The organism is Streptomyces sp. HNM0574 (assembly GCF_012726235.1).
GTDB lineage: Bacteria > Actinomycetota > Actinomycetes > Streptomycetales > Streptomycetaceae > Streptomyces.
This window is the reverse complement of record NZ_JAASAH010000014.1, coordinates 72,655-98,340: the sequence shown is the minus strand read 5'-3', so window position 1 is coordinate 98,340 and position 25,686 is coordinate 72,655. Positions and strand designations below refer to the sequence as shown.

At 74.6% G+C, this 25,686-nt stretch carries 25 protein-coding genes; 14 read left to right on the top strand and 11 right to left on the bottom strand.

Annotation, left to right across the window (positions count from 1 at the left end; translation table 11 throughout):
• Positions 1-60: 60 nt before the first annotated feature.
• Positions 61-906: a fused MFS/spermidine synthase gene (locus HCC30_RS21970; RefSeq protein WP_169444361.1), complete on the top strand. Its 846-nt coding sequence runs from the start codon at positions 61-63 to the stop codon at positions 904-906.
• Between the two features lie 138 nt (positions 907-1,044).
• Here the strand turns inward: HCC30_RS21970 and HCC30_RS21965 are convergent, their stop codons facing one another.
• Entirely contained in the window at positions 1,045-1,473 is a 429-nt protein-coding gene (locus tag HCC30_RS21965; protein ID WP_346776750.1) for an SH3 domain-containing protein, read from the bottom strand.
• A 389-nt stretch (positions 1,474-1,862) separates the two neighbouring features.
• On the opposite strand from HCC30_RS21965, the gene HCC30_RS21960 reads away from it, so the two are divergent.
• Together HCC30_RS21960 and HCC30_RS21955 are read left to right on the top strand one after the other, a co-directional pair.
• Positions 1,863-2,318 (top strand): DUF4442 domain-containing protein, encoded by a 456-nt coding sequence (locus tag HCC30_RS21960; RefSeq protein ID WP_169444359.1) that lies wholly within the window; start codon positions 1,863-1,865, stop codon positions 2,316-2,318.
• Between the two features lie 153 nt (positions 2,319-2,471).
• A complete protein-coding gene (locus HCC30_RS21955) occupies positions 2,472-3,248 on the top strand; it encodes a DedA family protein (protein ID WP_169444358.1) in 777 nt (258 codons plus the stop codon).
• Between the two features lie 83 nt (positions 3,249-3,331).
• Here the strand turns inward: HCC30_RS21955 and HCC30_RS21950 are convergent, their stop codons facing one another.
• Positions 3,332-3,871 carry a gamma carbonic anhydrase family protein gene (locus HCC30_RS21950; RefSeq protein WP_169444357.1) on the bottom strand — a complete coding sequence of 180 codons (540 nt, stop codon included), beginning with the start codon at positions 3,869-3,871 and terminating at the stop codon, positions 3,332-3,334.
• Positions 3,872-4,043: 172 nt separating this feature from the next.
• Here HCC30_RS21950 and HCC30_RS21945 point away from each other — a divergent pair, with 172 nt between their 5' ends.
• Complete coding sequence (locus tag HCC30_RS21945) at positions 4,044-4,829, top strand: acyltransferase (protein WP_169444356.1); 786 nt, start codon at positions 4,044-4,046, stop codon at positions 4,827-4,829.
• 185 nt (positions 4,830-5,014) lie between these two features.
• On the opposite strand, the gene HCC30_RS21940 is transcribed toward HCC30_RS21945, so the two are convergent.
• The gene (locus tag HCC30_RS21940) at positions 5,015-5,887 is read right to left on the bottom strand and encodes a DMT family transporter (RefSeq protein ID WP_169444355.1); all 873 of its coding nucleotides are present in this window, start codon (positions 5,885-5,887) and stop codon (positions 5,015-5,017) included.
• A gap of 102 nt (positions 5,888-5,989) precedes the next feature.
• On the opposite strand from HCC30_RS21940, the gene HCC30_RS21935 reads away from it, so the two are divergent.
• Positions 5,990-6,562 (top strand): XRE family transcriptional regulator, encoded by a 573-nt coding sequence (locus tag HCC30_RS21935; RefSeq protein ID WP_169444354.1) that lies wholly within the window; start codon positions 5,990-5,992, stop codon positions 6,560-6,562.
• A gap of 55 nt (positions 6,563-6,617) precedes the next feature.
• On the top strand, positions 6,618-7,172 hold the full coding sequence (locus tag HCC30_RS21930) for a YbaK/EbsC family protein (RefSeq protein WP_169444353.1): 555 nt from the start codon (positions 6,618-6,620) through the stop codon (positions 7,170-7,172).
• 33 nt (positions 7,173-7,205) lie between these two features.
• Here HCC30_RS21930 and HCC30_RS21925 read toward each other — a convergent pair whose 3' ends face one another.
• Positions 7,206-7,625 carry a CoA-binding protein gene (locus HCC30_RS21925; RefSeq protein ID WP_169444352.1) on the bottom strand — a complete coding sequence of 140 codons (420 nt, stop codon included), beginning with the start codon at positions 7,623-7,625 and terminating at the stop codon, positions 7,206-7,208.
• Positions 7,626-7,704: 79 nt separating this feature from the next.
• Here HCC30_RS21925 and HCC30_RS21920 point away from each other — a divergent pair, with 79 nt between their 5' ends.
• The 5 genes from HCC30_RS21920 (at position 7,705) to HCC30_RS21900 (ending at position 14,197) form a co-directional block, all read left to right on the top strand.
• The gene (locus HCC30_RS21920; protein ID WP_169444351.1) at positions 7,705-8,331 is read left to right on the top strand and encodes a YigZ family protein; all 627 of its coding nucleotides are present in this window, start codon (positions 7,705-7,707) and stop codon (positions 8,329-8,331) included.
• A 210-nt stretch (positions 8,332-8,541) separates the two neighbouring features.
• Complete coding sequence (locus tag HCC30_RS21915) at positions 8,542-9,747, top strand: exonuclease SbcCD subunit D (protein WP_169444350.1); 1,206 nt, start codon at positions 8,542-8,544, stop codon at positions 9,745-9,747.
• Positions 9,744-12,863, top strand: coding sequence for an AAA family ATPase (locus HCC30_RS21910; protein WP_169444349.1), 3,120 nt, complete (start codon positions 9,744-9,746; stop codon positions 12,861-12,863). Before HCC30_RS21915 ends, HCC30_RS21910 begins: the two co-directional genes overlap by 4 nt.
• Before the next feature lie 61 nt (positions 12,864-12,924).
• The gene (locus HCC30_RS21905; RefSeq protein ID WP_169444348.1) at positions 12,925-13,299 is read left to right on the top strand and encodes a VOC family protein; all 375 of its coding nucleotides are present in this window, start codon (positions 12,925-12,927) and stop codon (positions 13,297-13,299) included.
• Between the two features lie 10 nt (positions 13,300-13,309).
• Complete coding sequence (locus HCC30_RS21900) at positions 13,310-14,197, top strand: SDR family oxidoreductase (protein WP_169444347.1); 888 nt, start codon at positions 13,310-13,312, stop codon at positions 14,195-14,197.
• A gap of 72 nt (positions 14,198-14,269) precedes the next feature.
• Here the strand turns inward: HCC30_RS21900 and HCC30_RS21895 are convergent, their stop codons facing one another.
• From HCC30_RS21895 to HCC30_RS21880, 4 genes are read right to left on the bottom strand one after another with little or no spacing between them, the layout of a single operon-like run.
• On the bottom strand, positions 14,270-15,967 hold the full coding sequence (locus tag HCC30_RS21895) for a DUF885 domain-containing protein (protein ID WP_169444346.1): 1,698 nt from the start codon (positions 15,965-15,967) through the stop codon (positions 14,270-14,272).
• 36 nt (positions 15,968-16,003) lie between these two features.
• Positions 16,004-17,347 (bottom strand): GNAT family N-acetyltransferase, encoded by a 1,344-nt coding sequence (locus tag HCC30_RS21890; RefSeq protein WP_169444345.1) that lies wholly within the window; start codon positions 17,345-17,347, stop codon positions 16,004-16,006.
• A gap of 31 nt (positions 17,348-17,378) precedes the next feature.
• Positions 17,379-18,032, bottom strand: coding sequence for a DUF1990 domain-containing protein (locus HCC30_RS21885; protein WP_169444344.1), 654 nt, complete (start codon positions 18,030-18,032; stop codon positions 17,379-17,381).
• Between the two features lie 51 nt (positions 18,033-18,083).
• Positions 18,084-19,262 carry a helix-turn-helix transcriptional regulator gene (locus HCC30_RS21880; protein WP_240979795.1) on the bottom strand — a complete coding sequence of 393 codons (1,179 nt, stop codon included), beginning with the start codon at positions 19,260-19,262 and terminating at the stop codon, positions 18,084-18,086.
• Between the two features lie 373 nt (positions 19,263-19,635).
• Between HCC30_RS21880 and HCC30_RS21875 the strand changes: the two genes are divergently transcribed.
• Both HCC30_RS21875 and HCC30_RS21870 read left to right on the top strand, forming a co-directional pair.
• Positions 19,636-19,863, top strand: coding sequence for a hypothetical protein (locus tag HCC30_RS21875; RefSeq protein WP_169444343.1), 228 nt, complete (start codon positions 19,636-19,638; stop codon positions 19,861-19,863).
• Positions 19,864-20,177: 314 nt separating this feature from the next.
• The gene (locus HCC30_RS21870) at positions 20,178-20,690 is read left to right on the top strand and encodes a hypothetical protein (RefSeq protein WP_240979794.1); all 513 of its coding nucleotides are present in this window, start codon (positions 20,178-20,180) and stop codon (positions 20,688-20,690) included.
• A 453-nt stretch (positions 20,691-21,143) separates the two neighbouring features.
• Here the strand turns inward: HCC30_RS21870 and HCC30_RS21865 are convergent, their stop codons facing one another.
• Complete coding sequence (locus HCC30_RS21865; protein ID WP_169444342.1) at positions 21,144-22,739, bottom strand: alkaline phosphatase D family protein; 1,596 nt, start codon at positions 22,737-22,739, stop codon at positions 21,144-21,146.
• 173 nt (positions 22,740-22,912) lie between these two features.
• Entirely contained in the window at positions 22,913-23,794 is an 882-nt protein-coding gene (locus HCC30_RS21860) for an alpha/beta hydrolase (RefSeq protein WP_169444341.1), read from the bottom strand.
• A 157-nt stretch (positions 23,795-23,951) separates the two neighbouring features.
• On the opposite strand from HCC30_RS21860, the gene sigJ reads away from it, so the two are divergent.
• Positions 23,952-24,878: an RNA polymerase sigma factor SigJ gene (gene sigJ, locus HCC30_RS21855; RefSeq protein WP_346776749.1), complete on the top strand. Its 927-nt coding sequence runs from the start codon at positions 23,952-23,954 to the stop codon at positions 24,876-24,878.
• 4 nt (positions 24,879-24,882) lie between these two features.
• Here sigJ and HCC30_RS21850 read toward each other — a convergent pair whose 3' ends face one another.
• Positions 24,883-25,671, bottom strand: coding sequence for an SDR family oxidoreductase (locus tag HCC30_RS21850; protein WP_169444339.1), 789 nt, complete (start codon positions 25,669-25,671; stop codon positions 24,883-24,885).
• Positions 25,672-25,686 lie beyond the last annotated feature (15 nt).

Here is a 25,686-nt window from a genome sequence, read left to right as displayed (position 1 = left end):
TCCGCCGGCCACCGACGGCCCGCGGACCGGGGCGGGCCCGACGGCCCGCACAATGGACGGATGGACGATCCGATACCGGTGAGCCGTGCCGTGGACCACGGCACCGCCAAGCTCATGCCCGACGTCGACCGTGACCACGCCTGGCTGCTCACCCTCGACGGCTCGCCCCAGTCGTACGTCGACCTCGACGACCCCACCCACCTGGAGTTCGAGTACGCACGCCGGGTGGCGCACTTCCTGGACACCACCGCGCCCGCCGGCACCCCGCTCAGCGTCCTGCACCTCGGCGGCGGCGCGCTGACCCTGCCGCGCTACCTGGCGGCGACCCGCCCCGGCTCCGCGCAGCACGTCGTCGACGCGGACGCCGCCCTGCTGGACCTCGTCACCGAGGTGCTGCCGCTCCCGTCCGGCTCCGGCATCGACGTCCGGGCGGCCGACGCCCGCGCAGCCCTGGAGTCCGCCGAGCCCGGCAGCCGTGACGTGGTCATCGGCGACGTCTACGGCGGCACCCGCGTCCCCGCGCACCTGACGACGCTGCCGTACGCGCACGCGGCGGCCCGCGCCCTGCGCGAGGACGGCCTGTACCTGCTCAACATCGCCGACGCCGCCCCGTTCGGCTTCCTCGGCTCCCAGCTCGCCACGCTCGCCGCGGTCTTCCCCGAGCTGTGCCTGGTCGCCGAGCCCTCGGTGCTGCGGGGGCGCCGCTACGGGAACATCGTCGTCGCCGGTTCGCGGCGGCCGCTGCCCTGCGACGAGGTCGCCCGCCGCAGCGCCTCCGACGTCTTCCCCGCCCGCGTCGTCCGCGGCGCCGGCCTGGACCGCTTCGTCCAGGGCAGGTCCCCGGTGGCGGACGGCGACGCCGTCCCCTCGCCCGAGCCCCCGGAGGGCGCCTTCACCATCGGCTGAGCGGCACCCGCCGACTCCCGCCCCCGCGCCGGGAGTTCGGACCGTGCGCGCGCACGGAAAGGGCGGAGCACCGGACAATTCCGGGGCTCCGCCCTTTTCACTCCCGTGCCTCGCTACGGGGATTCCTCAGATGCGCGCTCAGCCCTTCGGCGCGACCGATTCCGGGGTGGCCTGCTGCTGCGCGTTCTGCGTGGCCTCCTGCTCGGCGCGGGTGACCTTGCACCACCGGACGGGACGGTCGTTCTTCACGTAGCGCGCGGCGACCCAGTTGTGGTTGTGGTAACGCAGCTTGTACCAGATGCGGTTGCCGTCCACGTTCTGCGACTTCGTCTTGCAGGCCAGGCCGACCCGCTGCTTGTACTTCAGGAAACCCACGACCTTGGAGTGCGTGGTGGGGTGGTCCCGGACGTTCAGCCCCGAGCGGCTGACGACCGTGCCGACCGGCTTGTGCGCCGCGACGGAGGCCTCCTCACCGGTCGGGCCGGGGACGATGTCGGACGGCGCTGCCTGCGCGAGACCGGCACCGAGAAGCGAGGCGCCAAGCACTCCGGAGGCGACGGCGGACACGGCACGGAGTCTGAATACGTGGGAAGACGTGGGCATGTGACTTCCTCTCTGCGGAGATATTCGCTGAACTCCCCGATTCCGGCTGCTGCCTGTTCCGCCGCGCTTTTGCCTCGGCGTAGGGGAGATGAATGGGAAGAAGGTAGCGCCGCCGTGGTTTTTCGCCGGGCATTTCTGGCGGCCGCGTGTTTCCCGGGTACGGGAAGAACCGTTGTCCGTGCGGGGACCGGGGCCCGAGTCCGCGCGGAAAGCCGTCGTGGGGCGGGGCCATTCGGTGGCCGTCGTCGCGTCGTCCCGCTCGGGGCCGGGGCGGCGGGGGCCCGGCGCGGGCGGTGTGAGAAATCCTCGCGGAGGCCCTGACTGCTGTATTACTCGGTGGTAACATCCGGGGCATGTCCGCAGAAGCGCTGCCGTCGATCGGCGAGATGATGACGGCCTCCGTGCCGATGACCCGCACCCTGAACCTGGAGTTCACCGAGACCACCCCGGAACGCGCCGTCGTCTCGATGCCCGACCAGTCCGCGTTCCACAACCACGTCGGCGGGCCGCACGCCGGTGCCATGTTCACCCTCGCCGAGTCCGCCAGCGGCGCCGTCGTCATGGCGGCCTTCGGTGACCAGCTCTCCCGTGCCGTGCCGCTCGCCGTGCGCGCCGAGATCGGCTACAAGAAGCTCGCCATGGGTGCCGTCACCGCGACCGCGGAGATCGGCAGGACCAAGGCCGAGGTGGTGGCCGAGCTCGACGCGGGCGAGCGCCCCGAGTTCCCCGTGCACGTCTCCATCGCGCGCGAGGACGGTGCCGTCACCGGCGAGATGACCATCGTCTGGACCCTCCGCCCCAACAGCTGATCCCCTCCACCTCCTCCCGGCCGGGGCGGCCGCCCGCGCGGAACGGGCGGCCGGGTCCGGTCGAGTAGGCTGCCCGGATGCGCGTCCGCAGGCAGGGACCGGGCGCCTGACCGGCCCGCCGCAGCGCGCGCCCAGCAACGGGAGGAAGTGAACTTGCACGTCCAGGAGTGGCTCGAATCCGTGCCGGCCGTGAGCGTCTATCTCCTGGTGGGGGTGGTCATCGGGCTGGAGAGTCTCGGCATTCCGCTGCCCGGCGAGATCGTCCTCGTCAGCTCCGCGCTCCTGGCCTCGCAGCACGGCGAGATCGACCCCGTGGTGCTCGGCGTCTGTGCCACGGCCGGCGCGATCATCGGTGACTCGATCGGGTACGCCATCGGCCGCAGGGGCGGCAAACCGCTGCTCGACTGGCTCGGCGGCAAGTTCCCCCGCCACTTCGGTCCCGGTCATGTGGCCGCCGCGGAGCGGTCGTTCGAGAAGTGGGGCATGTGGGCGGTCTTCTTCGGCCGCTTCGTCGCGCTGCTGCGGATCTTCGCCGGGCCGCTGGCCGGGGTGCTGAAGATGCCGTACTGGAAGTTCCTGATCGCCAACGTGCTCGGCGGCATCCTCTGGGCCGGCGGGACCACGGCCGTCATCTACTACGTGGGCATCGTCGCCGAGGCGTGGCTGAAGCGGTTCTCCTGGCTCGGGCTCGTCCTCGCGCTGCTCGTGGGCCTGGGCTCGATGCTGCTGATCAAGCGCCGGGCGAAGAAGGCGGAGGCGGAGAGCGCCTCGGCCGGAACGGACGCCCCCGGCGAACCGGAGGCCGGCGAAACCGCGCCCGGTGACGCCGAGTCCGGTGACGCGGAGTCCGGTGACGCGGAGTCCGGTGACGCGGAGTCCGGTGACGCCGAGGCGGGTGGGCGGGAGCCCGTCCGTACGTCCGCCGGCTGAGCGGCGGCGGGCGGGAGTTCTTCACGGCCGTGTGCCACCCGGAACGTCCGGGTGGCACACGGCCGTTCGCATGGGCGGGGGCGTCAGTCGACGGGGGTGGACTCGTCGCGGTGCAGGCGGGCCAGTTCCTCGTACATGGCCGCGTTGGCGCGGACGCCCTCGCGCTCCTCGGCGGTCAGTTCGCGCTTCACCTTGGCCGGGACGCCGGCGACCAGCGAGCCGGGCGGCACCTGCATGCCCTGCGGCACCAGCGCGTGCGCCGCGACCAGCGAACCCTCGCCGATGCTCGCCCCGTTGAGGACCGTCGCGCTCATGCCGACCAGGACGTCGTCGCCGACGGTGCAGCCGTGCAGCACGGCGTTGTGGCCGACCGAGACGTTCTCGCCGACGGTGGCGGGGAAGCCCGGGTCGGCGTGCACCGTGCAGTTGTCCTGGATGTTGGAGCGCGCGCCGAGCGTGATGCTGTCGCAGTCGCCGCGCAGCACCGCGCCGTACCAGATGCTGGCGCCCGGGCCGAGCCGGACGTCGCCCACGACCACGGAGGTCGGCGCGGTGTACGCGTCCTCGTCGATCTTCGGCTGCTTGCCGCCCACGCCCGAGATCACCGCTCGCTGCTCAGTCATCGTCTCCGCTGCCTTCCCGGCTCGTCCGTCGCTGGCTGTCGCTCACGTCCGCCGGCGGGGGAGAAGCTCTCCGCACGGGCCGGACGCTCCGTGCACCGTAAGCGATCGGTGGGTTGAAGATCACAGCGCATCCGCGGGTACCGGGCCCGTACTCCCGGACTACGGTGAGCCGGTGCCCTCGATCCGCGACTCCCTCTCCGCGCTGGCCTCCCGCGCCGTACACCGCGCCTGGGGCTGGGCGCAGCGCACCGGCGCGGTGACCGCCGAGCGCCCCGGCCCGTACGCCTTCCGCCGGATCGGCACCGGTACCCGGCTGGCCTTCCCGCAGGGGACGGTGTTCGGTACGCCGTGGATCGAGCTCGGCGACCACTGCATCGTCGGCCAGGAGGTGACGCTCACCGCCGGGATGATGCCCGACCTGGACCTCGGCCCCGACACGGTGCTGCGGCTGGGGAACGGGGTGGTGCTCGGACGCGGCAGCCACGTCATCGCCGACACCTCGGTGACGGTGGGGGACGACGTCTTCTGCGGCCCGTACGTCTACATCACCTCCACCAACCACTCCTACGACGACCCGGACGAGCCCGTCGGCAAGCAGTGGCCGCGTACCGCGCCCGTCGAGATCGGCAGCGGCAGCTGGCTCGGGGCCGGTGCCGTGGTGCTGCCCGGCGCCAGGCTGGGCCGGAACGTGGTGGTCGCGGCCGGTTCCGTCGTCCGCGGCGAGGTGCCCGACCACGCCGTGGTGGCCGGTGCGCCGGCGCGGGTGGTGCGCCGGTGGGAGCCGGAGGCGGGCTGGCAGCCGCCGCTGCGCACGCCGCCGCCGGTGCCGGTGCCGGAGGGCGTGACGCCCGAACAGCTCGCGGCGCTGGGCAGGTTGCCCGCGCAGGAGGGCGCCCCCGGCTCCGGCACGGAACGGGGGAGCGGGGGCACACTGGACTCGGCTGCCGGGGAGCGGTAGCCGCCCCGGCCCCGGGCCGAAGTGGGGCGAGGGAGGAGGCAGCCGTGAACGACCGCGTGCTCCGTATCCTGCTCGCGTGCGCCGTCGCCCTCACGGGCGTGGCCATGCTGGCGTACCTGATCCGGCACCTGTGACCGGCGGGCGCCCGACCGGCGTCCCCGGCAGGGCCGTTGGGCCCGGGCCCGTCAGGCCGAGGCGAGGAGGACGGTGCCGAAGAGGGCGAGTCCGGCGCCGGCCGCCTGCACCACGCGCAGCCGCTCGCGCAGGAAGCCGCGTGCGGCGAGCGCGGTGACGACGGGGTAGAGCGAGGCCAGCACCGCGGCCATCGTCACCGGGCCGAGCTGGGCCGCGAGCATGTACGTGCCGTTGGCGGCGACGTCCGCGAGCCCGACGAAGGCGAGCGCGGGCAGCGCCGCCGCGACCGCCCGGCGTCCGGCCGCGCCCACCGCCGGGAGCGCCGGGACCCCGCGCCTGACCTGGGCGAACAGGGCGACGCCGCCGACGGCGACGTTGCACACCCGCTGGACGAACAGGGCGAGGAAGAGCCCGGTGAGGGTCGTCGAGGCGTGTTCGATCAGGGCCATCACCGCGCCGAAGCCGAGCGCCGAGAGCAGCGTCAGCGCGATCGTCTGCCGCTGCACGGGCGCGCCCCTGAACTCGGGCCCGCCCGCGAGGAGTACGCCGACGAGCGCGATGGCGAGACCGACGCCCTGGAGCAGCCCCGGGTGGTCCCCGAGGGCCAGCCCTGCGCCGACGGGGACGAGCACCGACAGCGAGGCGAGCGGGGAGACGACGCCCATGGGGCCCTGGGAGAGCGCCTTGTAGAAGGCGAGCATCCCCACCGGGCCGACGACCCCGGCGGCGACCGCGAACCACAGCTGCGGTCCCCACTCGCTCCAGCCGCCGGTCGCGACGACGATCCCGCCGAGGACCACGGCGGCCAGCGTCTGCGAGACCACGACGACGGTCAGCGCGGACATCCGCCGGGTGAGCAGCCCGCCCCCGAAGTCGGCCAGTCCCCACAGCAGGCTCGTGGCCAGGGCCAGGGCCGCGGTCATGGACGCACCTCGCAGTACAGTTGCCTGAACGATCAAGTCCAGTGCAGCGTAGGTCATTGAAATGCACACTGTCATCCAAAATATTGGACGGTACGGAAAACCGTGACGGACCTCGACCACCTCACGCAGTCCCTCGCCCGGAACCTCAAACGGTGGCGCCAGGAACGCGGGTTCACCCTCGACGCCCTCGCCGCGCGTGCCGGGGTCAGCCGCGGCATGCTCATCCAGATCGAGCAGGCGCGCACCAACCCCAGCGTCGCCACGGTCGTGAAGATCGGGGACGCGCTGGGCGTCAGCGTCACCACGCTCCTCGACTTCGACCAGGAGCCGCGCGTCCGCCTCGTCCCCGAGGAACAGGCCGTACGCCTCTGGTCGACCGAGGCGGGCAGCCACGGCACGCTCCTCGCGGGGGCCGAGGCGCCGGGGCCCGTGGAGCTGTGGCACTGGCGGCTGGAGCCGGGGGAGGGCAGCGAGTCGGAGCCGCACCCCTCGGGGACCGCCGAACTGGTGCACGTGCGGGAGGGCGAGCTCACGCTCACCGTCGACGGCGCCGACTACCGCGTCCCCGCGGGCACTTCGGCCACCTTCGAGTCCGGCGTCGCGCACGCGTACCGCAACCACGGGTCCGAGCCGGTGGCGATGACCATGGTCGTGGCCGTACCGGTCCCGCGCTGACCGGCAGTTGGACACCCGCCCCGCCGGCCCCTGACGCGGTGTTAGCGTGCGCCGCATGCGCCCGCCCATCGGAACCTTCGAGCACGCCGAGCCCGCCGCCGAGTCCGACGCCTGCACGGGGCCGGCGGCCGAGGCCGTCCGCGCCTGGAGCGGCCCCGTCCCCGCCGACCAGCTGCTCTACGTCGACACCGACCCCGAGAAGGCCGACACCGAGGTCTTCGTCCGCACCTACGGCGAGGAGCTGTGGGAGGCCTCGGCAAACTGCGTCGTCGTCGCCGCCAAGCGCGGCGGCGAGCGCGGACTGGCCGCCTGTGTCGTCCCCTCGGCCACCCGCGTCGACGTCAACGGGGCCGCGCGGCGCCAACTCGGCGCGCGCAAGGTCTCGTTCGCGCCGCGGGACCTCGCCGTCGGCGAGACCGGCATGGAGTACGGCGGGATCACGCCCGTCGGCCTGCCCGAGGCGTGGCCCCTCCTCGTCGACGCCGCCGTGGCCGATCTGCCCTGGGTGCTCATCGGCAGCGGACGGCGGCGCGGCAAGCTGATCGTGCCCGGCAAGGCGCTCGCCGGACTGCCCGGAGCAACGGTCGTGGAGGGCCTCGGCGTCCGCTGACCCGGCCCCCGGCCCCCGCCTCCAGTCCCCGGCTCAGCGCAGGCGGGGGATCTCGATCGCCGGGCAGCGGTCCATGACCATCTCCAGGCCCGCCGCGCGGGTGCGCGCCAGCGCGGCCTCGTCGATCACGCCGAGCTGGAACCAGACGGCCTTCGCGCCGATGGCGACCGCCTCGTCCGCCACGGCCCCGGCCAGCCGGGAGTTGACGAACACGTCGACCACGTCGACCGGGAACGGGATGTCGGAGAGCGAGGCGTACCCCGGCTCGCCGTCCACCGTCTCCGCCTTCGGGTGCACCGGCACCACGCGCTTGCCGAAGCGCCGCAGCACCCGGGCCACGCCCAGGGCCGGACGCTGCTCGTTCGTCGAGAGGCCGGCCACCGCCCAGGTGTCGCCGCTCTCCGTGAGAATCCTGCGGATCGTCCGCTCGTCCGCGTAACCGTCTGCGTTCATGACCCCGGCAACCGGTGCGGGGGCGCGGGCATTCCCGCCCGGCGGTATCGCTGTCGGCGGCCCCGCATAGGGTGGCGGGATGCAGGAACAGTACGTGACCCTCGCGGGCGAGGGGGTGCACGAGTCGGAGATCAACCGCTCACGCTTCCTGTGCCATCTGGCCCCGGCCGCGACCGAGGAGGAGGCGCAGGACTTCGTCGCGCGCATCCGCCGGGAGCACCCGGGCGCCAACCACAACTGCTGGGCGTACGTGATCGGCGCCGACGGCGGGATCCAGAAGGCCAGCGACGACGGCGAGCCCGGCGGCACCGCCGGCGTGCCCATGCTGCAGATGCTCACCCGCCGTGACATGCGGTACGTCGTCGCCGTCGTCACCCGCTACTTCGGCGGCGTGAAGCTCGGCGCCGGAGGGCTGATCCGCGCCTACGGCGGCGTGGTCGGCGAGGCGCTGGACGCGCTCGGCACGGTCACCCGCAAGCGGTTCCGGATCGTCACCGTCACCGCCGGCCACGAGCGGGCCGGACGGCTGGAGAACGACCTGCGCTCGGCGGGCCGCGCGGTGCGCGAGGTGACGTACGGGGCCGAGGTGAGCATCGAGGTGGGCCTGCCGGAGGCGGATCTGGAGGAGTTCCGGGCCTGGCTGGCGGACACCACCGCGGGCACCGCCGGGCTCGAACTCGGCGGCGAGGCGTACGGGACGGTCTGAAACCGTACGCGCGAACCGGGGCGAACCGGGCACGCCCGGTGCGTTGTCGGTGTCCGGTACTAGGGTGGGCCGCCGCTGATCGACAGCCGCCGGAGCGGGCGGCGGGCGGACAGGACGAGGACCGGGGCGGGAAGGGCGGGGAGCTGTGGCGACGGAGACAGGCGCGCCGACAAGGCGGGCCGAAAGGTGCGGCCCGGCGGAGGTGCCCTGGTGAGGCTGCTGCACACCTCGGACTGGCACCTCGGCCGCCGCTTCCACAAGGAGAGCCTGCTCGACGCGCAGCACCTCTTCCTCGACCACCTCACCGCCACCGTCGAACGCGAGGCGGTGGACGCCGTCGTCGTCGCCGGTGACGTCTACGACCGTGCCGTCCCGCCGCTCGCCGCCGTCGAGCTGTTCGACAGCGCGTTGCACCGGCTCGCCGACCTCGGCGTCCCGACGGTCATGATCTCCGGCAACCACGACTCGGCCAGGCGGCTCGGTGTCGGCTCCGGGCTGATGCGGCGGGCCGGAATCCACCTCCGCACCGACCCGGACACCTGCGGCGAGCCCGTCGTCCTCCCCGACGCGCACGGCGACGTCGCCTTCTACGGGCTGCCCTACCTCGAACCGGCCCTCGTCCGCGAGCAGTTGGGCGCCGAGGGACGCGGGCACACCGCCGTGCTCACCGCCGCCATGGACCGGGTGCGCGCCGACCTCGCACAGCGGCCCGAGGGCACCCGCTCCGTCGTCCTCGCGCACGCCTTCGTGCAGGGCGGGCAGGGCTCCGACAGCGAACGCGACATCACCACCGGCGGCGTGGCCTCCGTCCCGGTCTCCGTCTTCGACGGCGCCGACTACGTCGCCCTCGGCCACCTGCACGGCTGCCAGACCCTCACCGGCCGCGTGCGGTACTCCGGCTCGCCCCTCGCGTACTCCTTCTCCGAGGAGCACCACCGCAAGTCCATGTGGCTGGTCGACCTCGACGCCGAGGGCTCCGTCGAGGCGCGGCGGCTGTACTGCCCGCGCCCCCGCGCGCTCGCCCGGCTCACCGGCACCCTGGAGGAATTGCTCGGCGCGCCGGAGCACGAGGAGGCCGAGTCCGCCTGGGTCGAGGCCACCCTCACCGACCCGGTGCGCCCGCACGAGCCGATGGCCCGGCTCGCCGCCCGCTTCCCGCACGTCGTCAGCATCCGCTTCCGCCCCGACCGCCCCGAGGAGACCGCCTCCGGCACCTATGCCGAACGGCTCAGGGGACGCGACGAGCGGCAGATCGCCGAGGACTTCGTCGCCCACGTCCGCGGCGGCACCGCCGCCGACCCGGCCGAACGCCGCCTGCTCGGCGAAGCCTTCGACGCGGTACGCGAGGACGAGGCCCGCGAGACGGCGTACGCGCCCCCGGCCCGGGCCGACGAGCGGGCGGAGGCGGCGCGTTGAGGCTGCACCGGCTCTCCGTCACGGCCTTCGGCCCGTTCGGCGGCACCCAGCACGTCGACTTCGACGAACTCTCCGCCGCCGGCCTGTTCCTGCTGCACGGCCCCACCGGCGCGGGCAAGACCTCCGTCCTGGACGCCGTCTGCTTCGCGCTGTACGGCAGCGTGCCCGGCGCCCGCCAGCAGCCCGGCGGCACCCTGCGCAGCGACCACGCCGAGGCGCACACCCTCACCGAGGTCGTGCTCGACCTCACCGTCGGCGGCCGCCGCCTGGAGGTCACCCGCAGGCCCGAACAGCTCCGGCCCAAGCGGCGCGGCGACGGGTACACCACGGAGAAGGCACAGTCCTGGCTCCGCGAGTACCGCTCCGGCGCCTGGGACGGGCTCAGCCGCTCCCACCAGGAGATCGGCGAGGAACTGACGCAGCTCACCGGCATGAGCCGGGACCAGTTCTGCCAGGTCGTGCTGCTCCCGCAGGGCGACTTCGCGCGCTTCCTGCGGGCCGGCGCCGAGGACCGGGCCAAGCTCCTCGGCAAGCTCTTCGACACCGGTCGCTTCGCCGCCGTCGAGGAACAGCTCGCGGGCATGCGCCGCACCGCGCAGGAGCGGGTACGCGCCGCCGACGAGGCGCTGACCGGCCTCGCCCAGCGCATGCGCCAGGCCGCGGGCCCGGGAGCCCCCGAGGCCCCGGGGCTCTGGGAGGCCGAGGACGGGGCCGAGCCGGGCCTGCCCGACCAGCGCCGCCGAACCGGACGCCGCAGCGGCACGGCCAAGCAGCGCGCCGAACGCCGCGAACCGGCCCCCGCCGACCCGGAGTTGGCCCAGACGGTCCTCGGCTGGGCCGCGCTCGCCCGCGCCGAGGCACGCGAACGCCGCGACATCGCCGCGAGCGCCCTGCGCCTCACCGAGCGGGCGCAGGGCGAGGCCGCCGCCCGCCTCGACGAGGAACGCGGCCTCGCCCGCGCCCAGGACCGGCACGCAGCGCTCCGGCAGCGCGCCGCCGCACTGGAGTCCGTCGCCGCCGAGCGGGAGGAGACCGCCGGACGGTTGCGCCGCGCGCAGGCCGCCGAGGCCGTCGCCCCCGCGGCCGCGCTGTGCGCCGCGGCCCGTGAGGAGCACGCCCGCGCGGCCCGCGCCGAACAGACGGCCCGCGCCCAACTCCCGCCCGGCACCGCCGAGGAGAGCCCCGCGGCGCTCACCGAACGGGAGCGCGCGCTCCGCCAGGAGCTCGGCTCCCTCGACGCGGCCCGCCGCGCCGAGGCCCGCACCGCGGCCCTCACCGACGAGGTCGCCGCCCTCGACCGCGAGGCACGCGCCGACGAGGACCTCCAGCGCGAGGCCGCGGAGTGGCTCGCGGGCTGGGAGTCCAGGCGCCACACCCACCAGCGGCGGGTCGACGCGGCGCACGAGGCCGCCACCCGCACCGAGCAGCTCGCCGGGCAGCTCGGGCCGCTCCGGCAGCGCCTGGAGGCCGCCCGCCGCCGGGACAAGCTGGAGGAGACGGCGCGCGGCACCGAGGAGGAACTGCTGCGCGCCCGCGAGGCGGCGGCCGCGGCCCAGGAGCACTGGCTCGCCCTCAAGGAGCGCAGGCTGCGCGGCATCGCGGCCGAGCTCGCCCGGGAGCTGAGCGCGGGCGAGCCCTGCGCCGTCTGCGGCGCCACCGAGCACCCGGCACCGGCCCGCGCGGGCGAGGGGCACGTGGACCGCGCGGCCGAGGAAGCCGCGCTCGCCGCCTCCCGCGCCGCCGAGGAGTCCAGGGACCGCGCCGAGCACCGCGCCATGGGCGTCCGGGAGGAACTCGCCGCCGCACGCGCCGAGTCGGGCGGCGACGGCACGGACGGCCTGGAGAGCACGGACCGCCTCGCCGAGGCCGTCGCCGAGCTGGAGGAGCGGCACACCGCGGCGCGCGCCGCCGCCGGGGACGCGCACGCGGCCCGCGAGGCCCTCGACGCCGCCGAGCGCGAGCACGACCGCCGTCAGGAGCAGCACCAGGAGGCCGCCCGCCGCGCCGCGGCGCGTACCTCGCGGCGGGAGGCGCTCCAGCGGGAACACGAGGAACTGGCCGCGCAGTTGGCGCAGGCCAGGGGCGAGGAGGGCAGCGTGGAGGCGCGCGCCGCCGTCCTGGAGCGCCGCGCCGCGCTGCTGGCCGAGGCGGCGGAGACGGCACGCGCCGCCGGGACCGCGGCGCGGGCGCGGGACGACGCCGAGGCGCGGCTCGCCGAGGCCGCCGCGCGGGCCCGCTTCGCGTCCCCGGAGGAGGCCGTCGCCGCGGTCCTCGGCGAGGACGAACAGGCCGCGCTGCGGCACCGCCTGGAGTCCTGGCAGGCCGAGGAGGCGGCCGTCGAGGCCGAGTCCGGCGAGCCGGAGCTGGTCCGGGCCGCGGCGCTCCCGCCGGCGGAGGTGGCGGCGGCCGAGGCGGCCGCCGAGTCCGCCACCCGCCGCCTGCGCGAGGCGTACGCCACCGAGGAGACGGCCCGCGCCCGCTGCGCCGACCTCGACGCGCTGACCGCCGAGGCCGTCACCGGCGTCCGGGAGACGGCGCCGCTGCGCGCGCACGCCGCGCGCGTCGCCAGGATCGCCTCCCTCGCCGCCGGCACCTCGGCGGAGAACGAGCGGAAGATGCGGCTGGAGAGCTATGTGCTGGCGGCCCGGCTGGAGCAGGTCGCGGCCGCCGCCGGCATCCGGCTCGCGGCCATGTCCGCCGGCCGCTACACCCTCGTCCACTCCGACGAACGCACCGGCGGGCGCGGCAGATCGGGGCTCGGGCTGCACGTCGTCGACTCCTGGACGGGCGTGCGCCGGGACACCTCCACGCTCTCCGGCGGCGAGACCTTCTCCGCCTCGCTCGCGCTCGCGCTGGGCCTGGCCGACGTGGTCGCCGAGGAGGCGGGCGGCACCCGGCTGGAGACGCTCTTCATCGACGAGGGCTTCGGCAGCCTCGACGAGGAGACCCTGGACGAGGTGCTGGACGTCCTCGACTCGCTGCGCGAGCGCGACCGCTGCGTCGGCATCGTCAGCCACGTCGCCGACCTGCGCCGCCGTATCCCCGCCCAGCTCCAGGTCACCAAGTCCCGTACGGGATCGGGCCTCCGGCTGCGCGGGGCGCCGCTCGCCGACTGAGCCGCCCGGCGCGGCGAAATCCACACGACGCCGGGCGGTGCCGCGTGGAACGCTGGGGCGCATGCTCGATCACGTCGCGATCCAGGTCCAGGACGTGGGCGTCAGCGCGGAGTTCTACGCGCGGGCCCTCGCACCGCTCGGCGGCACCCGGCTGAAGGAGTACGGCGCGAACGCCGGCTTCGGTACGGCCGGCCACCCGCCCTTCTGGCTCGTCCCGGCGAAGGACGGGGGCGGCGCACCCCGCGAGGCGCACCTCGCCTTCGCCGCGCCGGACCGGGCCGCCGTCGACGCCTTCCACGCCGCCTGTGTGGCGGCCGGCGCCGAGTCGCTGCACGCGCCGCGCCTGTGGCCCGAGTACCACGGCGCGTACTACGGCGCCTTCGTCCGTGACCCCGACGGCAACAACGTCGAGGCCGTCTGCCACACCGCCCGGTGAAGGAGGCCGCATGCCGCACCACGACGCACCTTCCGGACCCCCGTTCCGTGACCCGTATCCGCTGCGCGGCCGGGCCGCCCTGGTGACGGGGGCCAGCCGCCGCGGCGGCATCGGCTTCGCTGTCGCCCGGCGGCTCGCCGCCTACGGCGCGAGCGTCTACCTGCACCACCACCGCCCGCACGACGAGGACCAGCCCTGGGGCGCCGACGAGGCGACCCCGGCCGAACTCGCCGCCGCCGTCCGCGAGGTGGCGCTCGACGGCGCCGTCGTCGCGCACGGCCCCGGCGACCTGGCCGACCCCGATGCGCCCGCCGCGCTGGTCGCCGAGGCCACGGCCGCGCTCGGCGCCGACCGCCTCGACGTGCTCGTCGCCAACCACGGGCGCAGCGGCGGCGACGGCCCGCTCGACGCCGTCGACGCCGCGATGCTCGACGCGCACTGGGCCGTCAACACCCGCTCGGTGATCCTCCTCGTCCAGGCGCTCGCCCGGCAGGGACGGGCGCCCGGCGGGCCCTCGGGGCGGATCGTGGTGATGACCTCGGGCCAGGACGTCCGCGGCGGCATGCCCGACGAACTCGCCTACGGCCTCGCCAAGGGCGCCCTCTCCTCGGCCGTCCGGACGCTCGCCACCGCGCTCGGCGCCGACCGGTACACCGTCAACGCCGTCAACCCCGGCCCCGTGGACACCGGTTACCTCACGGACGAGGACCACGCCGCCGTGGCCGGGCTGTTCCCCGGCGGGGCCTGGGCCGAGCCCGACGAACCGGCGCGGCTGGTCTCCTGGCTGGCCACCGACGAGGCCAGGTGGATCACCGGCGAGGTCGTCAACTCCGAGGGCGGCTTCGCCCGTTGGCCCCCGCCCGCCGGCCGGGGCGGCCCCGGCTCCGGGCACGCCTGACCCGCGCACACGAAGGGGCGCCCCGCATCCCGTGACGGGGTGCGGGGCGCCCCTCGTGCGCCGCGTGCCTGATCAGAGCGCCGCGAGCTCCTCCTCCAGGTCGTCCAGGCCCAGCGAGCCCTGCGACAGCGCGGCCATGTGCCACTTCTTCGGGTCGAAGGCGTCGCCGTGAGCCCGGCGGGCCGCCTCCCGGCCGCGCAGCCAGGCCCTCTCGCCCAGCTTGTAGCCGATCGCCTGCCCCGGCATGCCCAGGTAGCGGACCAGCTCGCTCTCCACGAAGTCCGCCGGACGCCCGCTGTGCAGACCGAAGAACTCCTGCGCCAGCTCCGGCGTCCAGTGCTCACCGGGGTGGAACGGCGAGTCCTGCGGGATCTCCAGCCCCAGGTGCATACCGATGTCGACGATGACCCGGGTCGCGCGCATCATCTGCGCGTCGAGGTAGCCCAGCCGCTGCTCGGCGTCGGTGAGGAAGCCCAGCTCGTCCATCAGGCGCTCCGCGTACAGCGCCCAGCCCTCGGCGTTCGCGCTGACCATGCCGACGGACGTCTGGTACCGGGACAGCCGGTCCGCGACGTGCAGCCACTGCGCGAGCTGGAGATGGTGCCCGGGGACGCCCTCGTGGTACCAGGTCGTCACCAGGTCGTACACCGGGAAGCGGGTCTCGCCCATCGTCGGCAGCCAGGTCGTGCCGGGCCGCGAGAAGTCCAGCGAGGGCTGTGTGTAGTACGGCGCGGCCGCGCTGCCGGGAGGCGCGATCCGGGACTCGACGCGCTTGACGCGCTCGGCCAGGTCGAAGTGGGTGCCGTCGAGCTTCTCGACGGCCTCGTCCATCAGACCCTGGAGCCAGTCCCGGACCTCGTCGACGCCCTCGATCGCCTTGCCGTGCGTGTCCAGGTGCCGCAGCGCCTCCCAGGGAGTCGCCGCGCCCGGCAGGATCTTCTCGGCCTCCTCCCGCATCTCGGCCAGCAGCCGGTGGTACTCGGACCAGCCGTACGCGTACGCCTCGTCCAGGTCCAGGTCGGTGCCGTTCCAGTAGCGGGACCACAGCGCGTACCGCTCGCGGCCCACCGTCTCCGGCTCGCCCTCGATCGCGGGGGCGTAGACGTCGCGCAGCCAGTCGCGGAGGGCGACGATGCCGCGGGTGGCCTCGGCCGCCGCCTCGGTCAGCTCGGACCGCAGCGCCTCGGGGCCCTCGGCGACGAAGTCGGCGAACCAGCTCGCGCCGTTCTCCGGCATCTCCGTCCACTCGCCCAACTGACCGATCACGGTGGAGACCTGGCGCGGGCCCGCGTACAGCTTCCGCTCCAGGCCCGCCTCCAGCGAGGCGCGGTAGCCCTCGACGGAGGCGGGGACGGCGCGCAGCCGGCGGGCGACGTTCCGCCAGTCCTCCTCCGTCTCGGTGGGCGTGACGGAGAAGATCCCGCGGACCGAGTGCACGGGCGAGCTGAGGTTGCTGACCGCGCGCAGGCCCTCGCCCGCCTCGTGCACGGCCAGTTCGGCGGTGAGCCGTTCCCGCAGCAGCCGTGCGCAGCGCCGTTCCTCGTCGCTGTCGCCGCCGGGACGCGCCTCGGCCTCTTCCAGCTTCCGCAGCGTGCTGCGGCCGAGCTCCGCGAGGGTCTCCTGTCCTGCGGGGGAGAAGTCGGGCAACCGGCCGTTGCTCTCGGGGACTCCGAGGTAGGTACCGGTGATCGGGTCGAGTCGGACGAGCTCGTCGACGTACGCGTCGGCGACCTGGCGCGGCAGTGGCGCCGTCTTCATTGCATCGGGCATGAACCCATCCTCTTACGGGAGGGGGCCCGGCCGCCATCAGTAGGCGGGGGGTACCGCGTCCTCCACGGCGTCCGCCGTCCCCGCGGCCTCCGCCGTCTCCGCGACGGGGCCGACCCGGGCCGTGACGACCAGGGTGCCCTCCTCGACCTGGTAGTCCAGCGGCAGCCCGAGGCTCCGCATCGCGGACACCATCGGGGTGTTGGACGCCTGGGTGACGGCGTACATCTGCTCCGCGCGGGCCTCCACGGCGAGCGCGGTCAGCCGGCGCAGCAGCTCCCGGCCGATGCCGCGCCGCTGCCAGGCGTCCTCGACGAGCAGCGCGACCTCGGTCTCGTCCCCGTCCCACAGCAGGTGGCCGAGGGCGACGAGCCGGCCGGAAGCGGTCTCGACGGCGAGGGTCCGGCCGAACCGGGGCGAGAGCAGGTGGCCCAGGTACCGGTCCGCGTCGGCGACGGGGCCGTGGTAACGCAGCGTCAGCGTCTCGCGGGAGCAGCGCGCGTGCATGGCGCGGGCGGCGGCCACGTCCTCGGTGTCGGCCCGGCGGACGGTGAGGTGCTGCCCCTCGGCCAGGGTCAGCGGGTCGCGCCCGTCGGGGACGCGGCCGTTGCCCGCGCCGCCGCCGAGCCGCGCGTCCAGCTCGACCAGGGCGCGGGCGCGGGCGAACTCGGCCGGAGTGAAGGGCAGTTGGGGGCGGTCGACGACGAGTGCGCCACCGGCCGGGTCGGGCAGCCGCAGCACGGTGCCGTCGAGCTCGCCCTCGGGCGGCACCCCGTGCGCGGACGGGCGGCCGCCGAGGGTGCGGGCCGGGAGCGAGTGGATGGTGCAGCGGCCGAGCAACTGGCGGAGGGCGAGCGGGAGTTCGGCGGTGTCGAGCGCGGTGCGGGTGGCCAGGCCGAGGACCCGGGTGGGGGTGTCGACGAGATCGTGCGCGTCGGCGCGCTCGGCCCAGGTGTCCCGGCCGCCCGCGTCCTCCACGGTCCGGCGCAGGTCCTCGGCCTGGAGCGGGCCGGGCACGCGGAGCAGGAACTCGTCCAGCGTCCAGTCCCGTACGCCGCCCGGGGCACCGGACTCGGGGCGCGGGCCCAGCGGGTGCGTCTGGAGGCTGACGATGTCGATCCGCCGGGCGGCGAGCGCCGTGCACAGCTCGGCCAGCGAGCCGGGCTCCTCGCGCACGGCCGTCCGCATCCGCCAGAGCGACGCCGCGACCGCCGCACCGTCCGCCGGGGCGGAGGTTCCGGCGGCCGCGGCGCCCGTATCGGACGAGGGCGGCGGCGCGTGTGTGTGCCGCTTTCGCAGCCGGGACCAGCAGGCGTGCACACCGGTGGTGGCGCGGAGCCAGGGGGTGCGGCGGGGGCCGGGGGCGTTGGGAGTCTCGTTCATGGCACCACTGTCCCGAAGGGGTATTGCCTGATCAAGAACGCTCTGTGACCGATGGGTTAAGGCTGGTTTTGTCCGATTGCCGGGATTCCGCGGCTCGTCGGACGAGCCGGAATCTCCCCTCGGCGCTCCCCGTCTCGCGGCGCACGATACGGCGCAACGCCCGCCCGCACCACCAGGCGTACGCCCGCTGGAAGGCCGGGAGCAGCGGACCGGCGGCCCGCGTCCACCACGTCACCGGGCGGCTGAAGGCCTGTACCGTCAGCCGCACCGTACCGTCCGCGCCGAGCGTGACCCGGAACGCCTCCTCGCCCGCGACCGGATGCCCGGGCAGCGTGCCGTACGCCCACCCCGCCGCCGTCGCGCGCTCCTCGGACCACACCACCCGGCACGGGCCCGGCACCCGCAGCCGCCCCACGCCCAGCCGCACCGTGACCTGCGCCCCGGGCCGCGCCCGCCGCGCCGCCGTCCGCACGGCGACGCCCATCTCGCGGTGCGCCCGCCACTCCAGCAGCGCCGCCGAGGCGGCGTCGAACGCCGCGCGCCCGTGGCCCAGTTCCGCCCCGTACCGCAGCGTCCGGAACCCCGCCCTCCGCAGCCGCTCGGGCGGCCAGGCGCCGGGTTCGCCGGTCGCGCCCACCGGCCGGTAGGTGAAGCCGGGCGCCCCGGCGCGGCAATCGTCCGTCACGCCGCCCGAGTATCCCGTACGCCCGGCGCCGGGGGCTCAGCGGGACTTGGCCTACGCGGCCGGGTGTTCCGCCAGGAGGGCGGCTACCTCGGGTACGTCCTGGAACTCGGTCAGGCGTCGGAGTACGACGGACGATCGACCGGCGGTGCGTTCGGAGGCTCCGGCGGAGGACAGGGTGATGACCCGGCCGGCCACGGCTGCCGCCTCTTCCGGCTCGTTCGCGTCGGCCAGGGCGACGGCCAGCCAGGAGAGGTAGAGCGCCAACTCACGGGTGTGCGTGGTGTCGTACTGGTCCAGGGCCCGGCGAAGGAGCGGCACGGCACGGAGGGGGCGTTGCAACTCCGTGTAGACCCTGGCGTCCATCACCTCCAGCTCCTCCGCGGATACCCAGTACGTCCACGTTGGTTCGTCGGCGCCTCGGCCGTCCGCGAGGGCGCTGTGAGCATCTGCCAAGGCCCGCATGGCGGGTTGTGCGTCCCCGGCCTTGGTGTGGGCCCAGGCAACCCTGTCCAGGAACAGCGCTCGGGCCCGTGGCGGCGCGTCCGGTCCGGCGGCTGAGGCTGCCGCGAGGGCCATCTCCACGGCCTCCCGGGCGTCACCGACGTTCGCCACCTGGTAGGCCAGGGAACCCAGGAGCTGTCCACTCAAAGTGCCGTCCCCGGCCATCTCCGACGCAGCCAGGCCCAGGCGGTAGATGCGCTCTGCTTCGGCGTACTGAGCTGCGTCGGAAGCCACCCATCCGGAGATCTGGGCCAGTTCGCCAATGACGCGCAGGAGTTCACGGCCCACGGCCTCCGTGTGGGTGGTCTCCCGGTACAGCTTGATGGCTGCCTTCAGCTCCCGGAGCGTCGGGCCGATCAGGTCGTGACCGTAGACCACGTCGTCGGCCAAGCGGAGGGCGTGGACGCGCTGGGCCCAGTCGGCAACGGTGTCTGTCCCGATGCGTCGGCCGTGACGAACTGCCAGGGGCGCCAACGGGTCTCCCGGAGGGAGGAAGTCCTCCACGGAGACCGGGGCGGCCGGCGCGGTCCCTGCCTGGCGCTGTCCGCTCTCGCCCAGCAACGTCCCCAGGGCGGAAACCAGTTGGGGCGAAGGGGGCTGCTTTCCTGCGAGCACGCGAGACAGATACGCGTGGTCGTAGTTGAGAGCCCGTGCGACGGAGCGAATCGACATGCGGCGATTCTTCAGGCTCTCGCGGGTCCAGCTCACGAACTCCCCTGCCTTCTCCATGGGCCGAGGGTAGCCGTCACCACCGAGTCACCACCCAGTCACCACACGAAGCCGCTCGCCGGCGGAAGACTCTCGTTCAGCAGGCAGAGACCCCCGCGACGCGGCTACGTCCGGGGGCATGGACTCCCTGAGAGGCAGGCAGCCGTGCAGAACCCTACGCGGAGACCGTCGCCGCCCGCGACGGCGACAACCAGCCGGATGACGCTGCGAGTCAGCCGAACCAGTGGGCGAACCTGGGCCGACCGCGAGACCGTCACCCGAAGCTGGGACAGCCACGAACTCCCTTCCAACCCCCTGCGGTTCCCTCCGTGCCGGTGCGGGTCCCCGGAGTGCCCGGACGGGGGTGCGGACCGTGGGCGGAGTGCCCGTTCCGATGGCTGAGCAGAAGCCGGTGCAGGAAGGTGACTTCCGGGTTCACGAGAAGTCCGGGGTCGTACGCGTCCGCAGCAGGACAGAGCACTATTGCGTGGCCCGGCTGGTAGGGCCGCCGTGGTCGGTGTTGATCGTCATCCCCGAAGATCTTGTGCCCTTGTCCTCCAAGGAACGCCTTGCGGCCTTCAACACGTGGGAGGCCACGTTCGGAGACGGGGGCGTCCGGTGAGCGAAGCCGAGAAGGAAGGACCGCCCGAGTCCTGGCACCCGCCGCGCCCGGCCACCAACGTCATCAAGCTCGCTGGGGGTGAGACGCCGGAACCGTGTCCGTTCCCCTGCATCGCGTGCCGGGAGAGGGGCCGCCAGTGAGACAGGCCACCTACGCGGACCCGCGCGGCTGACCCCACAGACCCCCGGCGCCGGATGACGGACAGCCCGGCGTCGGGGTGCACGAAGAAGAGAAGAAGCCGTCCCCCGCCGTGGGCTCACATTCCACCGATCACCCACGGCAGGAGACCACCATCTACCGGAGGTAGACAGCAGATGGCAGTACAGCACAGGGAGAGCGCCGAACGGCAGGCGTCTGCCCGGGACCTGCTCAGCCCGGAGGTCTTCGCCTCGGTCGCCGCAACTGTGCGGGACGCGAACAGCGGCATGTCCGTGGACGTGGCGGAGCGGATCGTCACCGAAGCCGTCGCGTTCATCGCGGCGTGCGCGGCCCCCGGCGGGAAGGGCCTGCGCCCCTCCCGGATCGTGGACGAGGGCTGGCACGCCCTGATCCTGCACACGCTGGTGTACCGGGAACTGTGCGAGCGGCTGGGCCGGTTCGTCCACCACGTGCCGGAGCGACCGGACCCGACCCGGTACGACCCCGGCGCCATGGACCGGACGCAGAACGCGATCCGGGCCCTGGGGTACACGCCGGACCCGATGCTGTGGGCGGGCCCGTTGGACGACACCATCCCGGTCTCCGCGAACTGCACCCACGGCCCCGGCGGTGAGGAAGGGACCTGCACCGGTGACCCGGACGGGGACGGGCCATCCGGCCCCAACTGATACGCCGCTGGGCTACGTTGGGTAGCTGGCTGCACACCCTCGGGAGGAGTACCCATGGCAGGTGCCGACTGGATGAATCCGAAAGCTCCGGAGATCTCGGAGCACGCGATCCACCACCCCATGACAAAGGGCTCGCACAGGGCCAAGAAGCGTCCTGACGCCGCTTTCAGGGCCGTTCCCCCGGCGTTCACGTACAGGGATGCCGACGGGGAGAACCGCGTCATCTGCTGTGGGTGCCTCCAAGGTTCCTGAACAACTCCGGCTCGGGGAGCCGCTCCGCCGGTTCTGCGAACGGCGGAGATCACGGAATCCCGGCGGGGTGAAGTCCACGGACCTGGACGGCCCCGGAGGCGGACCGTCTCCTCAGCGCCGCACGTGAGAATGGGCCCCTGCCCTCCCTGCCGTCCCGTGCAGTGAGGGCAGGGGCCCACACGATCGCGTCCGGTGAGCGGCCTATTGCCCCACCCGCCCCGGCTCCAGCACCTTGGTGAAGAGCACCGCGCCGCCCTCCTCGCGGAGGCGGACCGTCAGCTCGCCGGTGTCGCCGTCGATGTCGACCTGGCCGAAGTACTGGCCGCCCTCGCCGGGCGGGGTGTTGGCCTTCTCGGGGGCCTGGACGAAGACCTGGTCGGGGCCGAAGGTGCGATCCAGCTTCAGCGCGGGGAAGCCGCCCGCGTTCAGCGGGCCGGAGACGAACTCCCAGAACGGCGCGAAGTCCGCGAAGGCGGCGCGCGAGGGGTCGTAGTGCTGCGCCGAGGTGTAGTGCACATCGGTGGTGAACCACACGGTGCCGGTGATGCGTTCGTGCTTGATGTACCGCAGCAGCTCGGCGAGTTGCAGCTCCCGGCCCAGCGGCGCGCCCGGGTCGCCCTGCGCGACGGCCTCGAAGTCCCCCTCGCCGTCCGGCACGACGAGGCCGAGCGGCATGTCGGAGGCGATCACCTTCCACACCGCCCGCGAGCGCTTCAGTTCCCGCTTGAGCCACCGCAGCTGCGTCTCGCCGAGGATGCCGCGCGCCTCGTCGGGCTGCCTGCCGGGCGAGTTGGCGTTCCGGTAGGTGCGCATGTCGAGGACGAAGACGTCCAGCAGCGGGCCGCGGTGCACCACCCGGTACACCCGCCCGTCCTCGTCCTCCGGCGGCAGCGTGCCGACGGGCTGGTACTCGCTGAACGCCCGCCGCGCCCGCGCCGCGAGGGTGTCGACGTCCTTCACGGTGTACCGCTCGTCGTCGTGGATCTCGCCCGGGTACCAGTTGTTCAGCACCTCGTGGTCGTCCCACTGCACGACGGACGGGACCCGCGCGTTGAACGCGCGCAGCTGCTCGTCCAGCAGGTTGTAGCGGAAGTTGCCGCGGAACTCGGCGAGGGTCTCGGCGACCTTCGCCTTCTCCTCGGTGGTGACGTTCCGCCACCAGGAGCCGTCCGGCAGCTTCACCTTCTCCTCGATCGGCGAGTCCGCGTAGATGGTGTCGCCGCTGTTGAGGAAGAAGTCCGGCTCCAGGCGGCGCATCTCGCCGAAGATCGGGTAGCCGCCGCGGTCCGGGTTGATGCCCCAGCCCTGCCCGGCCAGGTCGCCCGACCACAGGAAGCGCACCCCGTCCCGCCGCCGGTCCGAGGCCGTGCGGAAGGTGCCGCACACCGGCTCGCCGGTGCGCCGCGGATCGTCCGGGTCCTCCAGCGTGACGCGGTAGTGGACGCGTTCACCGGCGGGCAGCCCGTGCAGCGCGAGGCGGCCGGTGAAGTCCGTGTCCGGGCCGATCAGCGGCCCGGACAGCCGCCGTACCCGCCGGAAGGACTCCGTCGCCGAGGTCTCCACCAGCATCCGCGCGGGCCGGTCGGACCGCACCCACACCAGCCCCGAGGAGGACGTCACGTCCCCGGCCTGGGTGCCCCACTCGGCCCGCGGACGCCCGCGCAGCGCCTGGGCCGGGGCGGCGCAGCCGAGCGCGGGCAGGGTCAGCGCGGCGCCCGTGGCCAGCGACCCCCGCAGCAGCGCACGCCGCCCGGGGCGCGCGGTCTTCTCGGCCGGGGTCGGGCTGTGGGGTTCCATGGGACGGCCTTTCGGGATCGGCGGGGCGTGCGCGTACCGGACAGGTGGACAGTGCCGGATTCCGCGGTGCCCCACAAGTACCTCCGTGACCCCACGAGGACGCCCACGTCACGTGCCCCACGGGCGACACCCGGGTGAACAGCGGGCCACGGACAGCCCGGTTGGCGCCCCGGTCAGCCGGCGGCCGTGCGCGCGAGGGTGTCGGTGATGACGCGGGTGACGGTCGCCGGGTCGTCGTTCATCGGCACGTGCCCGCAGCCGGGCAGCCGGACCAGCCGGGCCCCCGGAATGGTCCGCTTGGCCCGCACGCCCTGGCGGCGCAGCAGCACCCGGTCCCGGTCGCCCCAGCCGATCGTCACCGGCAGCCCGGACAGGTCGGCGCGGAAGCGGGCGCCGGGCCGCCGGCCCTCGCGGAGCACCGGCCAGAAGCCGATCGCGTCCCGCAGCGCCTTCGTCTCCGCCGTGACCGACTCGGGTGAACGCGCCCCGGGGCGGGCGTAGATGGTGCTGGTGAGCGCGGTGCGGCCGGCCGCCGTCCGGGCCAGCTGCCGGACCAGCGCGTCCGGCATGGCCTGCGCGCCGGCCCGCATGCCGCGCAGCACGCCGAAGGCCAGCAGGCGCTCGGGCGTGTTCCAGAAACCGGCCGGGGAGAGCGCCGTCACCGTGCGGGCGTGCCCGAGCAGGCCCAGCTCCAGGGCGAGCAGTCCGCCCAGCGAGTTGCCCACCACGTGCGGGCGTTCGACGCCCAGCGCCCCGAACGCCGCGCCGAGCAGCGGAACGACGGTCTCCATCGCGTAGCCCGTCTCCGGCGGCAGCCCGGGGGAGGCGCCGAAGCCCGGCAGGTCGAGGGCGATCACGTCGTACGAGGAGGCGAGCGCCGTCAGCACCGGCTCCCACGCCTGCCAGTGGTGCCCGATGCCGTGCAGCAGGACGACGGGCTCGCCGCTGCCGCGCCGCTCGTACGCGACGTCGAACGGCGGGTACCCGTCCGGGCTGACCCGGACGACGGAGCCGGAGGTGCGCACGGGGACGTACGGGGACGAGACGGCGGACATGGCTGCTCCTCGGTCGGCGGACTCGGCCGGACTCCGGCCGCGCGGGCCCGGCGGCACCGGAGCTGGTGGACACGATGTCAGCAACTGGCCCGGCGGGGAAGGCCGTTGCGGCAAGGCCGTGCGCGGCCCGCGCGGCGGCGGATGCCATGATGACCCCGTGAGCGACCAGGACCCGGAGCACAACACCCCGTACGGAACCGCCGACGCGGCGGCCGAGGTGTTCGAGGAGCACCGGTCCGTGCTGACCGGCGTGGCCTACCGGATGCTCGGCCGGGTCGCGGACGCCGAGGACGTCGTCCAGGAGGCGTGGCTGCGCTGGTCCGGGGCCGACCGCGAGGGCGTCCGCTCGCCCCGCGCCTTCCTCGTCCGCGTCACCACCCGGCTCGCCATCGACCGGCTCCGCCAGGAGCAGTCCCGCCGCGAGTCCTACGTCGGGCCCTGGCTGCCCGAACCGCTGCCCACCGACATGGCCTCCGAGCCGGTGCCCGACGGCGCCGACCGCGCGGTGCTCACCGAGTCGGTGTCGCTCGCCGTGCTCGTGGTGCTGGAGTCGCTCTCGCCGCTGGAGCGCGCGGTGTTCGTGCTCCGCGAGGCCTTCGGCTTCCCCTACGCCGAGATCGCCACCGCGCTCGACCGGGGCGAGGCGGCCGTGCGCCAGCTCGCGGGCCGCGCCCGCCGGCACGTCGAGGAGCGGCGCCCGCGCTTCGAGGTCGACCCGGGCCAGCAGCGCGACCTCACCCACCGCTTCCTCGACGCGGCCACCGGCGGCGACCTCGAAGGCCTGATGAGCCTGCTCGCGCCCGACACCCGCCTGATCGGCGACAGCGGCGGCAAGGCCAGGGCGCCGCTGCGGGTGATGACGGAATCCCGCAAGATCGGCCGCTTCCTCGCGGCGATCGGCCCGCAGGGCGCCGGCTACGAGTGGACCGTCCGGGAGCTCAACGGGGCCCAGGCGCTGCTGGCCTGGGAGGGGGAGCGGCTGCGCGCCGCGTTCGTCCTCGACGTCGCCGACGGACTCGTCCGCTCCGTGTACATCCTCGTCAACCCCGACAAGCTGGCCCGCCTCCGGCGCGGGGCGGGCTGACGCCTCAGAGACCGCCGCCGACGCGCAGCACCGCGCCCGTGGTGAACGACGCCTCGTCCGACATCAGCCAGCCCACCGCGTCGGCGATCTCCTCCGGGGTGCCGGGGCGCCGCACCGGCGTGCCCTCGGCCTTCCGCCACGCCCGGTCCGGCTCGCCCATCGCGGCGTGCATGTCCGTGAGGACCGAGCCCGGCTGCACCGAGTTGACCCGGACGCCCTCGGGCCCGAACTCCTTGGCCAGGCCGACCGTCATCGCGTCCACGGCGGCCTTCGACGCGGCGTAGTGCACGTACTCGCCGGGCGCGCCCAGCGTCGCCGCGCAGGAGGAGATGTTGACCATGCCGCCGCCGGACCCGCCGTGCGCCGTCGACATCTCCCGCAGCGCCCGCCGGGCGCACAGCAGCGTGCCGAGGACGTTGACGTCGACGACGCGGCGCAGGTGCGTGGTCGCGGTCTCCGTGAACCGGCCCAGCGGGCCCGTCACACCCGCGTTGTTCACCAGCCCCGTCACCGGGCCCAACTCCTCGCGCACGGTGCGGAAGAGGACGTCGACCTGCTCCTCCTCGCTGGTGTCCAGCCGCACGGTCACCGCGCGGCGGCCCTCGGCCCGCACCGCGGCCGCCGTCTCCTCGGCCGCGTCGGCGGCCTGTTCGTAGCCGATGCCGATGTCGTGCCCGGCCCGCGCGAGACGCCGCGCCACCGCGGCGCCGATGCCCCGGCTGCCGCCGGTGACGACGGTGACCCGCCGGCCCGCTTCCGCCGGCCCGTCCGTCCGCCGCTGTCCGTCCGTCATGGCTCGCCCTCCGTC

Coding starts and splice junctions, on each gene's coding strand:
- HCC30_RS21930 (WP_169444353.1), top strand. CDS start 6,618: ATGCGCCCGCCCATCGGAACCTTCGAGCACGCCGAGCCCGCCGCCGAG.
- HCC30_RS21905 (WP_169444348.1), top strand. CDS start 12,925: ATGCTCGATCACGTCGCGATCCAGGTCCAGGACGTGGGCGTCAGCGCG.
- HCC30_RS21900 (WP_169444347.1), top strand. CDS start 13,310: ATGCCGCACCACGACGCACCTTCCGGACCCCCGTTCCGTGACCCGTAT.
- HCC30_RS21890 (WP_169444345.1), bottom strand. CDS start 17,347: ATGAACGAGACTCCCAACGCCCCCGGCCCCCGCCGCACCCCCTGGCTC.
- HCC30_RS21895 (WP_169444346.1), bottom strand. CDS start 15,967: ATGCCCGATGCAATGAAGACGGCGCCACTGCCGCGCCAGGTCGCCGAC.
- HCC30_RS21870 (WP_240979794.1), top strand. CDS start 20,178: ATGGCAGTACAGCACAGGGAGAGCGCCGAACGGCAGGCGTCTGCCCGG.
- HCC30_RS21860 (WP_169444341.1), bottom strand. CDS start 23,794: ATGTCCGCCGTCTCGTCCCCGTACGTCCCCGTGCGCACCTCCGGCTCC.
- HCC30_RS21850 (WP_169444339.1), bottom strand. CDS start 25,671: ATGACGGACGGACAGCGGCGGACGGACGGGCCGGCGGAAGCGGGCCGG.
- HCC30_RS21970 (WP_169444361.1), top strand. CDS start 61: ATGGACGATCCGATACCGGTGAGCCGTGCCGTGGACCACGGCACCGCC.
- HCC30_RS21880 (WP_240979795.1), bottom strand. CDS start 19,262: ATGGAGAAGGCAGGGGAGTTCGTGAGCTGGACCCGCGAGAGCCTGAAG.
- HCC30_RS21940 (WP_169444355.1), bottom strand. CDS start 5,887: ATGACCGCGGCCCTGGCCCTGGCCACGAGCCTGCTGTGGGGACTGGCC.
- HCC30_RS21875 (WP_169444343.1), top strand. CDS start 19,636: ATGGCTGAGCAGAAGCCGGTGCAGGAAGGTGACTTCCGGGTTCACGAG.
- HCC30_RS21920 (WP_169444351.1), top strand. CDS start 7,705: ATGCAGGAACAGTACGTGACCCTCGCGGGCGAGGGGGTGCACGAGTCG.
- HCC30_RS21925 (WP_169444352.1), bottom strand. CDS start 7,625: ATGAACGCAGACGGTTACGCGGACGAGCGGACGATCCGCAGGATTCTC.
- HCC30_RS21950 (WP_169444357.1), bottom strand. CDS start 3,871: ATGACTGAGCAGCGAGCGGTGATCTCGGGCGTGGGCGGCAAGCAGCCG.
- HCC30_RS21865 (WP_169444342.1), bottom strand. CDS start 22,739: ATGGAACCCCACAGCCCGACCCCGGCCGAGAAGACCGCGCGCCCCGGG.
- HCC30_RS21960 (WP_169444359.1), top strand. CDS start 1,863: ATGTCCGCAGAAGCGCTGCCGTCGATCGGCGAGATGATGACGGCCTCC.